Consider the following 17,504-nt stretch of genomic DNA (forward strand, 5'->3'; position numbering starts at 1 on the left):
TAATGTGGATAAGGTGTCCTTCAAAGGACACCTTATTTTTAATTACTGCAATTTTTTTAAGTAAAGATCAAACCATCCCTTAATTTCGAAATACAGATTTTCCTTGTTTTTGGGATTTGCTAACACATGATCTTCCTTTGGATAAACCAAAAGGCGACTTTTTTTTCCTAACCGCCATAGTGCAATCTGTAATTTTGTACTGTTAGTGGGGTTTACCATATGATCTTCTTCACCCGTCCACAATAACACTGGCGTACTGATTCTTTCAACTTGAACTATAGGCGAATTTTTTGCGAAATCATTCGTGTAGAACGGTGATTTGATACGAAACTGCTGGTCTTCATAACGCCAAATGTTCGACTGTCCATTGCCATCCACCATTAGATAGGCACTTACGATATCCGTTACCGGAGCACCCGCAACAGCAGCCTTGAACATGTTGGTTTGGGTTATTATATAAGCAGTCTCATAGCCGCCAAATGAGTGCCCCATTAATCCAATTTTTTCCCTATCGACATTACCACCATCAATAACTTTTTCTACTGCAGCCTTTACACATTTCAATGCGGAATCGCCAGGCTCATTTATTGTATACGCTATATCGGGTAATAATACAAAGTAGCCTTCGGCAGTAAAATTTGCTATATTTAATCCGTTTCCTGATTGAAATGATGGCTCCACATACTCATGCAATTCTCCAGATCTCCTACTATAAATGTGCACTATCATAGGATATTTTATTCCGGATTGATAATTTGCCGGGTAAAACAAGGCTCCCTTTAGTTCTTTTCCCTCCGGTGTTTTATATTTTATCAGTTCGGATTTCCCCCAGTAAAAATTCTTTTGCTGTTCATTGGTCCTCACAATAATTTTTTCTTGCGCCCGACTATTTATCAGAACCAGTGCGGGGGAAGTCTCGAAGCTTTTTTCAAGGAATAAATAATTTTTATTGTCTTGAGACTTTTCGACAAAAATCATTTTCTTATTTTTCTCTACTAAAGTTTTTACATTTCCATTTGACCATACGCTAAAACCTTCCTTTAGCGATTCCGTATTTACAGTATGTAAAAGCAGGCTACTTTCCAGATTAAAGGTTTGGGTAAGAAAATAGAAAGTATCAATCTTGTAATTGTATTCGTTTCCTTCTTCGGCAATACGATACCTCACCTTTTTTTTTCGCCCGTCTGTGATTTTTTTCTTGGTTGTTCCGTCTGGCGAGAGTAGCCAAATATCGTACTCGTCGTAAACAATGAGGTATTGGTCTTTTTCAGACCAGCCCGGATTTCCATACGCAGGAGGTATGCCGGACTCATCATGTTGCAAGTCATAAAACGGGATGTTAAGCGAGGCTGTATGGCATGTATGCTGTTGTGAAGCTATATTATACGTCCACCAATTATTATCTTTGAAATAGCAGATAGATTTTCCGCCAGGTGAAACCGTTGTCACCCCCATATCCATTAATTGTTTCTTTACCACTAACAGCTGTTCTCCAGTAAGAAGGTTTTTGATGTACACATCGATATATTCACCACCATATTTATAGCGAGGCAGATATTCATCCGTCCTGAACACAAGCGCATTTTTCTGATCTCCTGTTGGTACCACATTAGTAAACTGAGCATCTTCGACCTTTTTTAGTTCTCCTGAATTAATCTGCCAAACGGAGCACGTTGCCTCTTCATAGGAAGGATGTTGTGGCGGAACCGTTGTGTCATCAGTATTCCAGATTTGTACATCAGATTGTTTCGTTGCATTCTCATTACAAGTCTTCCTGCTTTTTATGTCAAAGAAAATCCTTTCATTATCTGCTGAAATAAATAATTTGGACAAAGGGATGTAGCTCGTTTGCGTCAATAAATCTAAATATTGGGATGGAGGCGTTTTTAGTATAATCGTTTTTTCAAAACCTGTGCAGTAGTATATTTTATGTTCTTTCAGCGGGCTTTCATTATTGCGTATTTCTTCAAAAAAAGCGAATCCTTTACCCGTTTTATCCCAAGCTAAACCCATAAATGTATTTGCTGAGGTAGTTATTATTTCTTGTTCCTGCAATGAATCTTGTAAGGTAAATACTTTTACAGCCGTACTGTTTTTTATTTGGGTAACAACTGCCAGCAAGCCAGTATCAGGACTGAGACTGAATTCATTTGCATTTTGTATGGTATAGCTCTTATCTGATTTTAAGTTTTTAATCCAAAGCGATTGTTTTCCATCCGTATTTTGTACGCCAATTACATAACGCCCCTGACCTGCAAAAAGGTATTCCCTTGTTTTTGGAAAACTTTGGCGTTTTCCAGTTTCCAGATTCAATAATTTGAGGGTGTCGGCGATTTTACAGCCGAACCATTTACTGTCCTTCGTAATTGTAGCATTAGAGCCAGACGGAAATATGTATTTATAGTTAGTAATTGCATTTTTCAGAAATAAAGTATCTTTTTTATCTGTATAATTCAAGGTATAGGACACCCATTTTCCGTCATGGGATAATACTCCCGGATATATCGTGCTCCATAAATTATAATCTGCAGGCTGCAATCTTCTTTTTACCTGTGCTGAGGTCTTCACCATCAAGCCTAAACTCATTATGAGAATAAGCAAAATGGGTGCTATTTTAGTTTTTGATTTCATTTCACATTTTTTAGTATCCAGGATTTTGAGGGAGAAGATTCCCGTTTAGGAGTAATTCCGATTGTGGGAGTGGCCAAAGTATATCTGTACTATTCCAGCCCGTTTTACGTGTTTCAAGTACTATATTTGCAACTCCAAAACGTTTGAGATCAAACCATCGGTGTCCCAGTTCCGTAAAAAGCTCTACCTGTCTCTCCTTTAAAATTTCCTGCAATAATTCGGATTGCGTAACTGCTGGCGTATCGGACAAACCTGCTCTGTGTCTAATTTTATTCAAGTCTTCCTGTGCGCCGGAAATATTGCCTAAATGTGTTCTGGCTTCAGCTCTTATCAAATAGATTTCCTCTAAGCGGAACAATATGGAATATTCACGTGATGATCCAGTGTTGTTGTTTTCTTTGTATTTATTGGCGAAATACCAAGTTTCTAAACCGTCAGTTACAGTTCCGACCCAATGATCTCTGCGCAAATCTCCTGGTTCAAAGGATTCGATTAAAGAATTACTTAATCCGCTAACGGGCGGAGGACCAGTAAAAAAGATGAAACTTTGGGCTTCGAATGTATTGTTTCCAGCAAATTGAGGCATCAATTGCCAGAGAGTGCTTGGACTGTCTTTAAGAAATACTTTATCTATGTCTTCTTCCAACTCATATAATGATGTATTATTAATTATCAAATTGGCTTCCACTTCTGCAGCATTCCAATTTTCATTATACAAGTTTGCCCTTGCTAAAAGGGCTTTGATAACACTCTTATTTGGACGCACTCTTTCTTCGCTAGGGTATTCGTCAGGAATTAGCAATTTTGCGTTTTCTAAATCTTCAATAACTAAACCGTACACTTCAGTAGGAGCTTTTTTAGCTATCGTTGTGTTTAGTCTGTAGTCAGTAGTTAATACATACGGAATATTACCAAACAGATTTACTAGATAAAAATGAAGATATGCCCGAAGAAATAGTGCTTCGCCAATTAGTTGTCCTTTATCCTTTTGTGGAATGCCTGTAGATGCTGTTATTCCTTCAATTACAGCATTCGAAGCATAAATTAAATTGTAGACATTATTCCATATTTCAGAAATGGTGCTGTTTGAAGGGAGTAAAACATTTTTGTAGAATGCCTCCTCCCTCTGTCCATCAATACCATAGTAATTTAGTTCATCAGCATAATTTCCTAAAAGATTTGAAATACCATTAAAGTTCCCCGTAACCAGCACATTATTTTGCATTTTTATATAGATATTGGCTAAAGCTGCTTGTGCTGTTGCTTTATCTTTAAACACGTTTTCGGCTGTCAATTGCGAATCTGGAACTTCTATTTCGACAAAACTTTCGCAGCTCATAAACAGTATCAGTCCGATAACAGTGGCAATTAAAAAGACGATTCTCCTCTTTGCTATATTTTTCATGTTATTATTTTTTAGATTAAAAATTTAATTGAACACCCATAGTCATGACCCTTAATGGAGGAAGCTTACCAAAAGATTGGTTTTCAGGGTCAGCACCATTGAAACGTGCTATTGTAAACAGGTTTTGTCCTTGAAGATACAGGCGACAACTAGCCACTTTAAGCCATGATTGCGGTAATGTATATGCGATTGAAAGATTTTTTAATCTTATGAATGAGGCATCACTAAATGCAGCGTCGCTGTAACTATAATACGAGTAATATGCATTTACGGCTTCATCATTAAAGCCAGCAGTATATACCTGTACACCGTTTGTTTGCCCGGGTTGCCAACTGTTAAGATTTGACACTGGCTGATTGTTTCCCGCACCTGGAACTACTCCTGAACCATTGTAATTGAAACCGAGCTGTTTTACAAACTGAAACAAGAAATCCAATTGCCAATTTTTATAAGAAAGGCTATTGTTCAGACCTCCAAAATAGTCTGGATTTGTGCTAACTTTTCTTTGACGGTCTTCTAAGGGTGTTAAAGCACCATCACTATTGTAATCTTCAAACTGATAAATACCTGTTTCCGGATTTATACCAGTAAAATGATAGACCAGATGAATATCAAGCGGTTCACCAATCACATACTGACTGGCATAAGTTGATCCTGCCAAGTTGGGGAAAGTCAAAAGTTTATTTTTGGCGATAGAGAGATTTAGGGAGGTTGACCATTTGAACTCTTTGTTTTGAATGTTTACTGTACGGAGTTCAAATTCCCAGCCTGTATTTTCAACGGTTGCATTTAAATTAGATTGGATGGATTGGAATCCAGTAGTTCCAGGTAGTGGTATTCCGACCAACTGATTGGAAGATCTATTGCGGTAATGTGCAGTTGTGATAAAAATCCGGTCTTTCAGGAATCCCAGTTCTAAAGCCATTTCTAATTTCTTATTGGTTTCCCAACTAAAATTGGGGTTGTATAGACGGGCGGGTTCGAGACCAACAGTACCTTGATAGCTGCCTCCAGTCGAAATATAGGTATTCATAAACTGATAGTCGCCGATTTGGTCGCTTCCGGTAGTACCATAACTTCCCCTAAGTTTCCCAAAACTGATGAATGGGTATTTTTCAGCAATTAGATTTGCTCTCCCAAAAAGCCATGCAGCCCCTATAGCTCCAAAGTTTGCAAAACGATTGCCCGAGCCAAAGCGACTTGACCCATCACGCCGCCCAGTAATATTTAGGAAATATTTGTCATTAATACTATAATTTATACGGCCGAAAATGGCACTGTAACGGTATAAACCATTTGTATTGTTCAGCACCTGAACATTAGCAGCTGCGGCACTATTTGTTATAAGACTATTGCTTGAAAAGCCTGTTGCGTTTAATCCTAATGACTCTGATGCACTTTCTTGAAATGTTGCACCTGCCAGTGCTTTAATTGTACCAAAACCAAAATCCTTCTGCCATGACAACTGTGGTTCCACGTTCCAAGACTGTTGGCTTGATTTGTTTGTATAAAAAGATGAAATGGAACTGTCTAAGCCATAGGCTGGGTTGTAGATTGTTGAGGGTACTGTTTTGGACTCGTCAAGGCGAATATCTGTATACCCTAGAATTGTTTTAAATTCAAGTGTAGGTGCTATTTTATATCCTATGACGCTTCCTGCAACGAGTGTATTTGTTTTTGCAAGATATTTGGATTCTAAAAGTCTTAAAGGATTCTTCCAAGTTGAATTTTCCCAATTTAATTCGCCGTTATCATCATATAATGCAGGAGCATTTGGAGCCAGTTGTGAAGCTTCAAGAGTTAGGTCGGTTCCCAGTAAATTGTTTTTATCGAGACTATAATTTCCGGAAAGACTGATATTAAATTTATCGTTATCTGAAATATGATTTATGTTGAAATGAAAAGCTGTTTTGCCATACCCAAAATCACCTGGAAATACCGTAGTTTGATTAAAATTACTTGCACGAATAATAAACTGTGTCTTGCTGTTCCCTCCTGAGACAGCAGCATCAATACTTCTAGTATATGCTGTTCCACCAATTAGTTCTTTTTGCCAATCTGTATATCGGTTCTTGTCCCAAGTTCCGTTAACGTCATACCCCCACGAAGGATATTCGGTTATTCCATCATTTGCGAATGCTTGTTCTCTCATGCTGAGGTATTGCTCAGTATTCATTAGATCGAGCGTACGGGTCACTTTGCCAGTTCCACTGTAGGTATTGATTGAAAACGCTGTTTTCCCTGATTTTCCTTTTTTGGTTGTGATGAGTACTACACCGTTGGCACCTCTTGAGCCATATATTGATGTTGCATCTGCATCCTTGAGGATTTCTATGCTTTCTATATCTGACGGATTTATGCTATTGAGCGGACTAATACCTGGTGGAGGGAGGATTGAACCTGAAATTAAATCATTACCCATGTTTTGTGAAGAATACGGCATTCCGTCAATAATATATAATGGATTATTTCCCTCGGTTCGGATACTATTTCTGCCTCTTATTTCTATTTCGAAGCCACCACCCGGAACACCTGTGGTCTGCGTAATATTGACACCTGCCATACGACCTTGCATTGCCGCAAGAACATTTGAAACGGGTTGTTTTTCGATTTCTTTAGCAGCCATTTTAGCGATGCTACCCGTACGTTCGCTTTCCTTTACGGAATAATAACCGGTATTGACACGAACTTCTCGTAAGGTTGTTATGTCTTCCTGCAATTGTACGTTGACTATTTTTCGTCCGTTTACGGGAACTATTGCTGTTTTGAATCCTATAAATGAGACGATCAAAGTATCTGTAGCCGTAGCCGAAAGGATGTATTGCCCGTTGAAGTCGGAGCTAACGGCATTATTTCTGTTTCCTTTTACAGCAATTGTAACTCCGGGCAAAGGATTAGTACTATCAGTGACTGTACCGCTAATTTGGATTTGTTGTTTGTATTGCCACAAAGGCACAAAGACGCAACGTTTTGTTTGTGGTCGTTCCCTATTATTATTATTATTATTATTATTATTGGAATTTAGGAAAGGATTGCGAGCTAGTGTTGGGGAAATGGAGTTCAGATATATTCCGAAAATTAACGGATATATAAATGTCTTCCAAGGCCTATAAACTGAATTTTTTTTCATAATATTGGTTTAGTTAAATGAAATGTGAGTTTTGTTTTGCTATGGTCCTCTAGTCAAGTTTGCCGACGAGTTAGGGGACTTTTTTTGTTTAGTTATAAGTTATAGGTTATGAGTTATGAGTTATGGGTTAATGGTTGCGGCTAAATAATCTGTATCTCAGCCGTAAAGCCACAGGCACATCGTTGCTATAAAAAGTATAATTATTCCTATTTGTATTTGTTTGTAGTATTTCATAGGCATTTTTTTTAGTTATCGGTTAAGGGTTATCAGTTATGTGTTAATCGTTATTTTAATTACATTTTTTATTATGTCTATAGACAAGGGTTTTTATAACTAAATTACCTGCACCGGGGCTAACAAATTCAAATTAAATTAACTAGGTGTTTTATTCAAAGGACCTTTCGGTGCAGGAGTTTTTTAGTTATTGGTTTAAAGTTTGGCATAGGAATCTTGTGCCGGTTAAGAAAAGGGATTTTCCTAACTGGGATTTTATGCAGTTTAGTGATTGAAACCACTACTAAGGCTTAGTGTAGGGTGTTTTTATTTTACTCATAGGCATGCGGGTTTTAGCGAGTTGAACTGCTGCGAGACTATGAAAATGATGAAACGGTGCTAAGAATATAAGAGAGTAATATGCCAATTAGTATAAAAAAATGGCATGGAACTCAGCTTATTGACTTGAGGTACTGGAATACCGAGGAACAATAAGTGAGCCCACGCCATGGGCGTGAGCATCTTACTTATCCTCTCGTTCCTTTTAAATTTCCAGTTTTCAAGTCGAGATTCAAAGCGAATGCTTCAAATATTTTTTATGTGAAGAATCGCAAATATATGTTATTGAAAGCAAATATAATAAAAATATTTTAAATATGGATTATAGTCCATTGAAAATAATGAAATTTTTTCGCCTATTTGTAAAATATGGAAAATAACTTAACAGAAATAGAAAAGTATATTATTCAAAGGGTTAAAGAAATAAGAAAAGCCAATAATCTTACCCAAGAACAACTATCTCTAAAATTAGATAAAGGCGTCGGTTTTATAGGTGATATTGAATCATCATCTAAAAATGCTAAGTATAATATTAAGCATTTAAATGAAATTGCTAAAATTTTCAATTGTTCTCCAAAAGATTTCTGGCCTGATAAGGCGTTGTGAAAACTATTATTATAGATATAAAAAAGATGCTGAGGCATCTTTTATTGTTTAATAAAGTTATTGATATGTTTGTAATTGGGGTTACGTATATTTATAACTTCTAAGTAATCTTGAGTAAAATGAATAAAAAACTAAACCTATCTAATCTACAGAATATTTTTGTAGAATCTATAAATAGAAATGAATCTACATTAGCCTTTGAAATTAATAATGGTAAAGGAAGATTTTTGTTTATGATGTTTTTCGATAATGAAGACCAAACAACAAAAGATCAACTTTTTCTTTTTATGAAAAATAGTAGAATAATGTTGACTCTTAAAATGTATGGAAACCATTTTAAAGGGGAGTTCTATGTCTATATAAAACCATCTATAGTAGAATTGTTTAAACAAGAATTAGAAATTGACAATGCTGATTCTAAAAATTCATTTATTTTAGAAAACTTCTTCGCTAACTTGAATTTGAGTATACCAGCAAATTTATCATTAGGTCAAAAAATAGATACTTTAAAGAGCTCTTGGAATGATGTGAAAAATGAGCTTCCAAAGGATATTATTGATGAAAGTGAAAAGATTTTTCTTATTGGTCCTAGACAGTTACCTAAAGAAAGGAAGCCTCAAGAAAAAACCTTGAGAAAACTATATTTTTACGGAGAGGGAAATCCAATAGAAATAGCAAAATTAATAGAAAAACTAAAGAAAATTAATTCGACAGTTGCCTGGACAAATGATGAAAACTACAAAGGAAAAACAGTATTGTCAATCTTAAAAAAAATTTAGGTTACCTATAATAAGTAAGATTTCATACGGTCTGAAAGATTCAGTAAGAAGTCGTTGTTGAACGAACCCCATTGTTATCAGCTTTTGGGAGCTAAGATTAAGTTTCAATTTTTTATAAGGGAATTGTTTTTATATAGAACTAAAAAAAATGATCATCATTAAAAAATAATCTCTATTGTAGTTCCGTTTCCTGTACTTGATGTAACTTATAATTACTTGAAGTAAATAACTATTTAAATGTTTGATTATCTAGACTACGCCAATCCTTGTTTATTCCATAAATCATAATACTTTCCTTTTTGTTCCAATAGTGCAATATGATTTCCGGACTCCACTATAGTTCCATTTTCCATTACCAAAATAGTATCCGCATTAGCAATAGTACTCAATCGATGGGCAATGACGATAACTGTTTTTCCCTGAGATTTAAAATTATCAATCACTTCTTTTACAATGCGCTCCGAATTAGTGTCTAATGAAGAAGTGGCTTCATCCATTAATAACACTTCCGGATTTTTGTACAAGGCTCTTGCTATAGCAATACGTTGTTTTTGTCCTCCAGAGAGCATGGCACCATTTTCACCAATTTGGGTTTCAAAACCATTGGGTAATTTTTCAACAAATTCCGTAATTCCTAATTGTTTGGATAAATCTAAAATGCGTTGAATATTTGGAAATGAATCGCCTAAAGCAATGTTTTCGATAATATTTCCCGAAAACAGATTGAGCTGTTGCGGAATGACACCGATACAATTGCGTAGGCTTTGATAATGAATAAATTGAGAATCATACTCTCCAATATAAATTTTCCCTTCTTTTATGGGATATAAATTTTGTAATAATGAGATCAGTGTAGTTTTACCACTTCCGCTTTCGCCAACAATAGCTGTGGTTTCATTTTTCTTGAAAACAGCATTAAAATTTTTGAAAACTTCTGTTCGAGAGCCATAACGAAAAGTTACATTTTCGAATTTTATATCTCCCATGTTTTCTCTCTGCAATTCGACTTTGTTTTCTGTTTCTTCCCGTTCTAAATCCATTATCTCAAAAAGTCTGTCGGCTGCTATCAGTGCATTTTGCGCCGTTTTGTTCATCCCAATCAAGGAAGCAACTGGCGAAGTAAAATACCCAATCAAAGCATAAAATGAAAATAATTCTCCAGGAGTAATGGCTCTGTCAATCACGTAACCCGAACCAATCCACATTAGAATAACGGTAAAAATAGAAGCCAGAAATTGGGTGGAAGTCCCCGCGAAAACACTGTTTAAACCTGATTTGTAGGTGGTAAACAATAGTTTTACAAATTTATTTTCCGTTTTAAGATTCGAAAACTCTTCGATTCCAAATTCTTTTACGGTTCTGATATGCGTGACACTTTCAACCAATTGCGTTTGCAATTCGGCAGCATTCTCCATGATAACACGTTCTACTTTTTTATTGAACTTATTTAAAATAAAATAAATGGCTCCATAAAACGGAATTACCAGCAGAATCACCAAAGCTAATTTCCAATAATACGTAAACATCAACGTGAAGGAAAAAATCACAATGAAGATATTGACGATCATATCAATCGCCACTTCATTAATAAAAGATCTAATTTTTACTGCATCGCCAATCCGGGATGTGATTTCTCCCACTTGCATCGTGTCAAAAAAACGTTGCGGCAGATGGAGCAAATGTTTGTAGTATCCCAAAATTAATTTGGCATCAATTAATTGCCCCGTTTTCATAACAAAAACACTCTTTTTAGAACCGATGTAGGCTTGCAGTATAATGATACCAATCATGGAAACACTCAGCAGATTCAGTAAGTTTCTGTTGCCTTCCACTAAAACATAATCGGTAATTTTTTGGATATAGATGGACATGGCCAATCCTAAAACGGTAAAAAGTATGGCACCAACCAAAGCCTGAATTAAAATGGTTTTGTGTGGCTGTACCAAATGCCAAAAGCGTTTTAATGGAGTAACTTTTTCGTTGTATTCCTTGAAATCATCATTCGGTGCAAAAAGAATCAATACGCCAGTCCAGATTTTTTGAAATTCTTCATACGTATAGGTTTCCATTTTGCCATAGGCAGGATCCATTGCTTCAATTTTGGTCTTGCTAACAGCATATACCACTATATAATGATGCAATTGTTCTTTTACTACAACGTGAGCGATAGCAGGGAGCGGAATTTTATCAATAGCATCCATGCCTCCTTTTACCCCCTTGGCAGAAAAACCCATTTTTTCGGCTGCTTCAATTATCCCCAGCACATTGGTCCCTCGTTTATCGGTATTTGCAAATTGCCTTATTCTTGCTATAGGAAGATTAACTTTGTAATGATTGCCAATAGAAGCGAGACAAGCAGCACCACAATCTTTGATATCATGTTGTTTTATTTTTATAGAGGCCATTAATAGTAAATAGATAAGAGAGAAAAGACAAAGGACTTTCTCTGAATTAAATTATTGTTTAGATATTGCATGTCCCTTTTTGGGTTACTGGTTTAATTGTTTTGGATTGAGCCAATCATCTACTTTGTCAAACAATAAATCAAATAAGCTTCTTCTCGTAATGATGTACCGTGTAGTGAGTGTCATTCCTTTTGTAATTTGGGTTTTGTAACCGGATTGCAATTGCATTGCGGTAGTATTCAGCCCACAGCGTACCTTAAAAAAAGCTTGTTCCCCTTGAATAGTAATATTACGGTCAATATCGATTACTTTTCCTTCGAGCAATCCCCATTGATTGTAATTGAAAGCATCCAATTGGAATTTTACTTTTTGGTTTTTCTGTATCAATCCAATATCGTTAGGTGAAACGGTACTTTCTACAATCAATTGATCTACTGCCGAAATAGTGGCAATGGGTTGCGAGGCATTCAGGAAAGAACCGCTTTGAATCCCCGAGAAGTTTTCTATAGTACCTGATAAAGGTGCGGTAATAACATAATTCTTGGATTCAACGGTTATTTTTTGGAGCGTTCCGTTTAAGTTTTTGAGTTGCTCTTCGAGTTCTCTTTTTTTGTTTTGCCACACGCTGCGTTGGTTTTTCTCGAATCCGGAAAGTGCTTGTTTAGCATACGTATAATCGAAACTGTATTTTTCGAATTCCGCTCTGGCAATTACGCCTTTGTCATACAATTGCTTGTTGCGATCATAGCCTATTTTGGCATGGGAAATTTTACTTTGCAATTCACTTTGTTTGCTGTCATAGCTATACCACTCTTGTTGTATTGCAGGCGTTTTCAGCATATTGCTTTTGCCTAAAACTACAAGTGATAAATCATGAACCTGATCTTGAACAGTTGATGAAACCTCCTGATTGGTGGCTTTCTCGGTATCCAGGTTTTCTTGTGTAAGTTGCACCAATGTATCGCCTTTCTGCACGATACCATTATTCTTGAGATTAACAAATGTCACTTTTCCATTTACCAAGCTGGTTACTGGAACATTATCGGTGGTAGAGCGTACTATGCCGCGACTTTGGCTACTGATATCGATTTTGATAACAGGCAATAGTGCCAGAAAAATAAGTATAGCCAGAATCAACACTAAGTAAATGGAAATACTCTTCGTTTTGTTTTTGGCGATAAGATTTTCGAGGGTGTTTATGGGGTCAGAACTGAAGTTCATCTATGTTTGTTGTTTTGGTTATCTATAGAAGAAAAGAAAATGTGAATTCAAATTTTATTTTTGAAAAATATCATTTAATAAAAAAGAAATAAAATTCATTAACGCATGAAGAAAACAAACATGCAAGTAAGGATTAATATCGTTTCTTTTCATAGTTAGTATATAGAAAGATGAAAAATTTAAGCCAATGAAAATTATTCCAATGAAATAGGCAACAGAATAAGAATGAAATATAGCAAAAACTAGAGCTGAAATTAAAGCTGAAAAATATAAACTCCTCTTTGGGAATCTCTTAATAATAAATTCAATTATTAATTTTTGAAAAAAAAAGGTTTCTATGAATGGAACAATAATTACAGTTAAAAAAAAGATTAAAAAAATGTCCAAATCTTTAAGGTAGCCAATGTCTTCTATATTATTAAATAATATATTGATTACTATCGAAGTCAATAAAAATAAAATTATAGTTACAATTACTGAAGTGAAAATATAGGCTTTTTTATTCAGTCCTAATAATTTTTTTTTTAAAAAATACATTATTTTATTTTTTAAATTTAACAAATCTTATGATTTCTAAACATAGAAATAAAATAATATTAGCATAAAAAAGCTGTTTTAAATAAGGGTAATCAATCTTACTAAAAAATAAAAAAGAAAGTATTATTGTAAATAGATAATAGATAATTAAAAAATATTTATTCATTATTAAGTGTTTTTAAATTAAAAAAAGCTCGATTTATTCAAAATTAAATTAAGATAAAGAAATAATGAATATAAATCAAGCTTTTATTTTTGAAAATATTATAAAGGACTAATATTTTGGTCCATGAAGGTCAGCTAGACTGGTTGCAGTTGAGCCAGCTGGCGCAGTTCCTGGAAATTTTGCTTCTAAAGCCTCAAAGTAAACAACTGCTAACTGAGAAACAAGTGCTGCACCTCTTAAAAAAGAAACAATATCTCCCCCATCAACTTGTTGTACTTCTTGAGTATTAAGCTCTACTAAATTCAGATTATTAAAATTCATAATTTCTAAGTTTTTAAAATTAAACGTTTTTTTGGTTGTAACAAAAGTTGTTTCTCGAGAACTTTCTTTTAATATATTTTACATTCTTTATTCCGGCAGCTGTAATTCCGTTTGCTTTGTTTTTTAAGGATTACAAATTAGCTTTATCAAAATCCCATGCTCAGTTTTTTATAGGGTTACCTAACAGCTGTAATATTCCCTTACAATCGGCCTGATTATAATTTAGAAAAATGATTGAGTTTTCGAAGTAACGTCTTACTAAGAAACCAGGTCATTTTTCTGATGCCAAAACTAGAGTAAGAAGGGGTTCTACGCAAACAGTTGTTATCGGAATTCCTGAATTTCGATATGTTTTTCCTGAATTTCGTATTTAACAAAACCTAATTAATTAAAAATAAGAGGCTTATGATTTGTGCAAAAAACGTAGAAAAATCAGCAAAATGTGTTTGATTCTTGTTGTTTACCCTTTTTAGAGTACTGTCTTTACTCAAAATAACAAATTAAAAATTTTGAATTTATTATTTAATAGTCCACGGAAATGTTTGGACATACTAATTTAGCAAGGAGATAGAATGAAGTTAAAAGCTATAGAATTGAGTAATCAAACAGAACTAGACAGATAACCCATATTCCAATTGATATGCTTTATGAATGGTGCAAAGATTATGTAAAATGTGGAACTTGTACTTTTCCGGGATCTGTTTAGAATGTAATTGGTGGTACAGTTTAGATTGGTTACTCTTTATTTGTTTTCCCTGTTACTGATTGTTTTCTTTTTTTTCTGATTTAACGTAGGAATAAAACTTTTAAGTAATCCAAAAATTAAATAGAAAAATAATAAAGGTATAAATAGCTTACCTAATTCTGTTAATGAAAATTGACTGTTTGTTGAAAATAAATTTCGAACAAAATGTTTTAAGTTTTGAGGAAAATAAAGTATAGAATCAGGATTTTTTATAACTACAAAATAAACAAATAACAAAATAAAACTATAACTTATCAAGCCATAACCTAATAAAAAGTAATCCATTTTTTTCCACATTACTTTTGGATTAAAAATTTCTTTGATTTTAATTAAACCGTGTATCATTAAATTTGGTTTTTCTATTGCATCAGATAAAACCCAGTAACCATCACTTCTAATAAATGGATTAAGATTGCGCAACGATGACATAAAAATAACGCAACCAAAAATTATCAATATTGAAATATTAAAAATTAATCCAAACGAAATTAGAAATAATACATAGATTAGTTCAAAATACATACCTGCAAGACTAACGGTTATACGTTGCTGTTTTGGTAATTTCCAAATGTCTGTTACATCTGCAAAGTAAACAGGCATAAACAGATAAAAGCCTCCTCCAATTCCACCGTGTTTTGCACCATAGTGATGTGCTGCTGATGCGTGACCAAACTCGTGAAAAGTAACGCCAATGAAACTCAATATAAAAAAGAAAATCCACTGAGATTTTGGTATGTTGGTGTGAAATATTTGATCATTGAAGAGGTAAAAACAAGTTGTTAATAGTACAAGTGATAAAACAAAAATACTTTTCAATATTACAGGTAAAAATAAAAATCTTAAATATTTGGTTAATTTAGAAACTATTTTTTCATTAATTACAATAAAACTTAATTTTAAATAATTTGGTTTTAGATTTGGTTTTATTATGACATTTGTACTTTCTATAATTCCGAATTTTGCTAATTTAGCGTATAAAAAATCATAGGCAAATTCATAGGTTAAAGTTGAGTTATATTTTACATTGTACTCTGAAATAATATTTTTTAATTCTTTTTGATTATCTATTAATTGTATGAAATCATATAATGCAGACGAAATTTTTATCCGATGGTCATAGGTTGTCTGATGGATAAAAAAATCATTCTTATTGATAGGATTAAAAGTAATTTCTTTAGAAAGTAACGGGACTATATTTGTGTTCATAAAAGGATAAAGATTGTAAAATTGAGGATGTTGTGAATAGTCTGTTAAATTCTTTTGCTCTAACGTTCATTCCAAATGTAGAAATTGGAAAAACTAAGTCAGCGGGTTTAATATCTTGTGAGTTTGGTACTTGCAAAGCATTTGAGTTCTGCCACGAACCATCACTAAATTGTTTTTTGAGTAAAAATGAGATTGTTTTTTCTATTTCTTTTTTTGAGTTATCATTCTCGTCTAACAATAATATTTCTAATGCTAATCCAGTGTAGAATAAATTTTCTTCATAAGCATCAGAAAAACTTCCATTTTTATTCTGCTTTGCTTTTATTTCATTGATAATAAAGTTCAATTTTGCTTTATCATCTAATAATTGATATGTTTTGGCTAAATAATAATAGGTATAAATATTATTTGTCCACCAATAGGAATTTAATTCTTTGTTAAAATTTTCATCGAAATACTGTTTAACATTTGCAAAAGAAACGCTTTCTTGATTTTGATTTGCCAAAAAATAAAAACTTACTGCGCTAACGCAATTATGGGTAAATAACCACCCTTTTACATCTGATATGTTTTTGTCATCGAGAGTAACTATTAAATTACTGTTATCTGAATAAGTTGAAAACCCTCCATTTATTTTTTGAAATAAAGACCATTTTTCTAAAAGTTCTGTTTCTATATCTTTATTATTAAAAAGATAGGATAAAAACACAAAATTTGTAGAATCGGCATCTTCAATCCAAGTAGTATTATAACTCCATAATACCGTTTTAGGCTTCTGATTCAAAAAAATTAATGCTTTTGATATCTCGCTTTCAAAAATTGATTTTAGTTTTGAGTTTTCAGAAATTTTAGATAAAATAAAAGCTGTAGACCATATATTGCTTATACCTCCTTGATTAACATATTCACGCCAGGATCCGTTGTCTTGTTGTTTTGATTTTACAAACTCGATTGCAGAAAACATACTATTTTTAATAGAGTTTTGCGAATGGATTTCATTTGACAAACCTACTTCAGAAGTTAGGATTTCTAAATAATTATCAATTTCAATGATAGCAGTTGTGAATGTTTTTTTTGTATCTGTTACTATTTTTTTCCATTTTGGTGCATCAATATTTTCCACAATCTCAGAAGATTTGTCACAATAATCAATAGCTAACTGATACATTTGTATTGAGACACCTCTTATATAAAGATATTTCTCTAAAACACGGGGATCTTGATTTGATATATTTTGTTGTTGCAAAAGATATACAGCCCAGTTAAATTGTCCTTTTTTTAAATCTTCTTTAATATCTTGAATATCGTCATTGAGTTGAAAAGCCACTGAAAAATATTTGTGAGAAAGCAGTAATTGCTTGTGTAAATTTTCATCTTTATTGTCGAGACTGAATAGACAGTCTATGGCAACTTTCCCAAACGCAGATTTTTTATCTGCTAAAACTTCATATTCCTCAATTGTTATTACTGTTTTTTTTGACAAACCTTTCTCTAAATGAATGGCTTCCAAATATTCGTTTTTTCGTTCATTCCATAGTTTCCAAAAACTATTTTCGATACCATAAATAGCGGTCAAAATTTTGATGCTTTCTTCTTGGCAAATGGTTATTAGGGGGAATTTAGATAATTCTTTTTCATCTATTAAACTGTCAGTAAATAATGTTGCTTGATAATATAAATAACCTGCAATGTCAAGCAAATTCAATTCTTTTTGATGAACAGAAAACGGTTTAGCAAAAAGTGATGGATAATTTTGATAATAGATAGGGTTATTATCGATGAAATTTTTATCCAATATCT

Annotated in this window: 11 protein-coding genes; 2 read left to right on the plus strand and 9 right to left on the minus strand. The window is 33.6% G+C overall.

Annotation, left to right across the window (positions count from 1 at the left end; genetic code table 11):
* Positions 1–42 precede the first annotated feature (42 nt).
* From ACNQGX_RS01045 to ACNQGX_RS01055, 3 genes are read right to left on the minus strand one after another with little or no spacing between them, the layout of a single operon-like run.
* Complete coding sequence (locus tag ACNQGX_RS01045; protein ID WP_417973221.1) at positions 43–2,631, minus strand: alpha/beta hydrolase family protein; 2,589 nt, start codon at positions 2,629–2,631, stop codon at positions 43–45.
* 10 nt (positions 2,632–2,641) lie between these two features.
* The gene (locus ACNQGX_RS01050) at positions 2,642–4,036 is read right to left on the minus strand and encodes a RagB/SusD family nutrient uptake outer membrane protein (protein WP_417973223.1); all 1,395 of its coding nucleotides are present in this window, start codon (positions 4,034–4,036) and stop codon (positions 2,642–2,644) included.
* A gap of 16 nt (positions 4,037–4,052) precedes the next feature.
* Positions 4,053–7,166, minus strand: coding sequence for a SusC/RagA family TonB-linked outer membrane protein (locus ACNQGX_RS01055; protein ID WP_417973225.1), 3,114 nt, complete (start codon positions 7,164–7,166; stop codon positions 4,053–4,055).
* A gap of 921 nt (positions 7,167–8,087) precedes the next feature.
* On the opposite strand from ACNQGX_RS01055, the gene ACNQGX_RS01060 reads away from it, so the two are divergent.
* Both ACNQGX_RS01060 and ACNQGX_RS01065 read left to right on the plus strand, forming a co-directional pair.
* On the plus strand, positions 8,088–8,324 hold the full coding sequence (locus ACNQGX_RS01060) for a helix-turn-helix domain-containing protein (protein WP_417973227.1): 237 nt from the start codon (positions 8,088–8,090) through the stop codon (positions 8,322–8,324).
* A gap of 119 nt (positions 8,325–8,443) precedes the next feature.
* Positions 8,444–9,103 (plus strand): hypothetical protein, encoded by a 660-nt coding sequence (locus ACNQGX_RS01065; protein ID WP_417973229.1) that lies wholly within the window; start codon positions 8,444–8,446, stop codon positions 9,101–9,103.
* A gap of 254 nt (positions 9,104–9,357) precedes the next feature.
* Here the strand turns inward: ACNQGX_RS01065 and ACNQGX_RS01070 are convergent, their stop codons facing one another.
* The 6 genes from ACNQGX_RS01070 to ACNQGX_RS01095 all read right to left on the minus strand — a co-directional run bounded on the left by ACNQGX_RS01070 (position 9,358) and on the right by ACNQGX_RS01095 (position 17,499).
* Positions 9,358–11,508, minus strand: coding sequence for a peptidase domain-containing ABC transporter (locus tag ACNQGX_RS01070; protein WP_417973231.1), 2,151 nt, complete (start codon positions 11,506–11,508; stop codon positions 9,358–9,360).
* A gap of 84 nt (positions 11,509–11,592) precedes the next feature.
* Complete coding sequence (locus ACNQGX_RS01075; RefSeq protein ID WP_417973233.1) at positions 11,593–12,729, minus strand: HlyD family secretion protein; 1,137 nt, start codon at positions 12,727–12,729, stop codon at positions 11,593–11,595.
* A 54-nt stretch (positions 12,730–12,783) separates the two neighbouring features.
* Positions 12,784–13,266 carry a CPBP family glutamic-type intramembrane protease gene (locus ACNQGX_RS01080; RefSeq protein WP_417973235.1) on the minus strand — a complete coding sequence of 161 codons (483 nt, stop codon included), beginning with the start codon at positions 13,264–13,266 and terminating at the stop codon, positions 12,784–12,786.
* A gap of 274 nt (positions 13,267–13,540) precedes the next feature.
* A complete protein-coding gene (locus ACNQGX_RS01085; RefSeq protein WP_417973237.1) occupies positions 13,541–13,753 on the minus strand; it encodes a hypothetical protein in 213 nt (70 codons plus the stop codon).
* Between the two features lie 742 nt (positions 13,754–14,495).
* Positions 14,496–15,704: a peptidase, M50 family protein gene (locus ACNQGX_RS01090; protein ID WP_417973239.1), complete on the minus strand. Its 1,209-nt coding sequence runs from the start codon at positions 15,702–15,704 to the stop codon at positions 14,496–14,498.
* A complete protein-coding gene (locus ACNQGX_RS01095) occupies positions 15,673–17,499 on the minus strand; it encodes a prenyltransferase/squalene oxidase repeat-containing protein (RefSeq protein ID WP_417973241.1) in 1,827 nt (608 codons plus the stop codon). Before ACNQGX_RS01095 ends, ACNQGX_RS01090 begins: the two co-directional genes overlap by 32 nt.
* Between the last annotated feature and the right edge of the window lie 5 nt (positions 17,500–17,504).

Source organism: Flavobacterium glycogeni, from assembly GCF_048286775.1.
Classification (GTDB): Bacteria; Bacteroidota; Bacteroidia; order Flavobacteriales; family Flavobacteriaceae; genus Flavobacterium.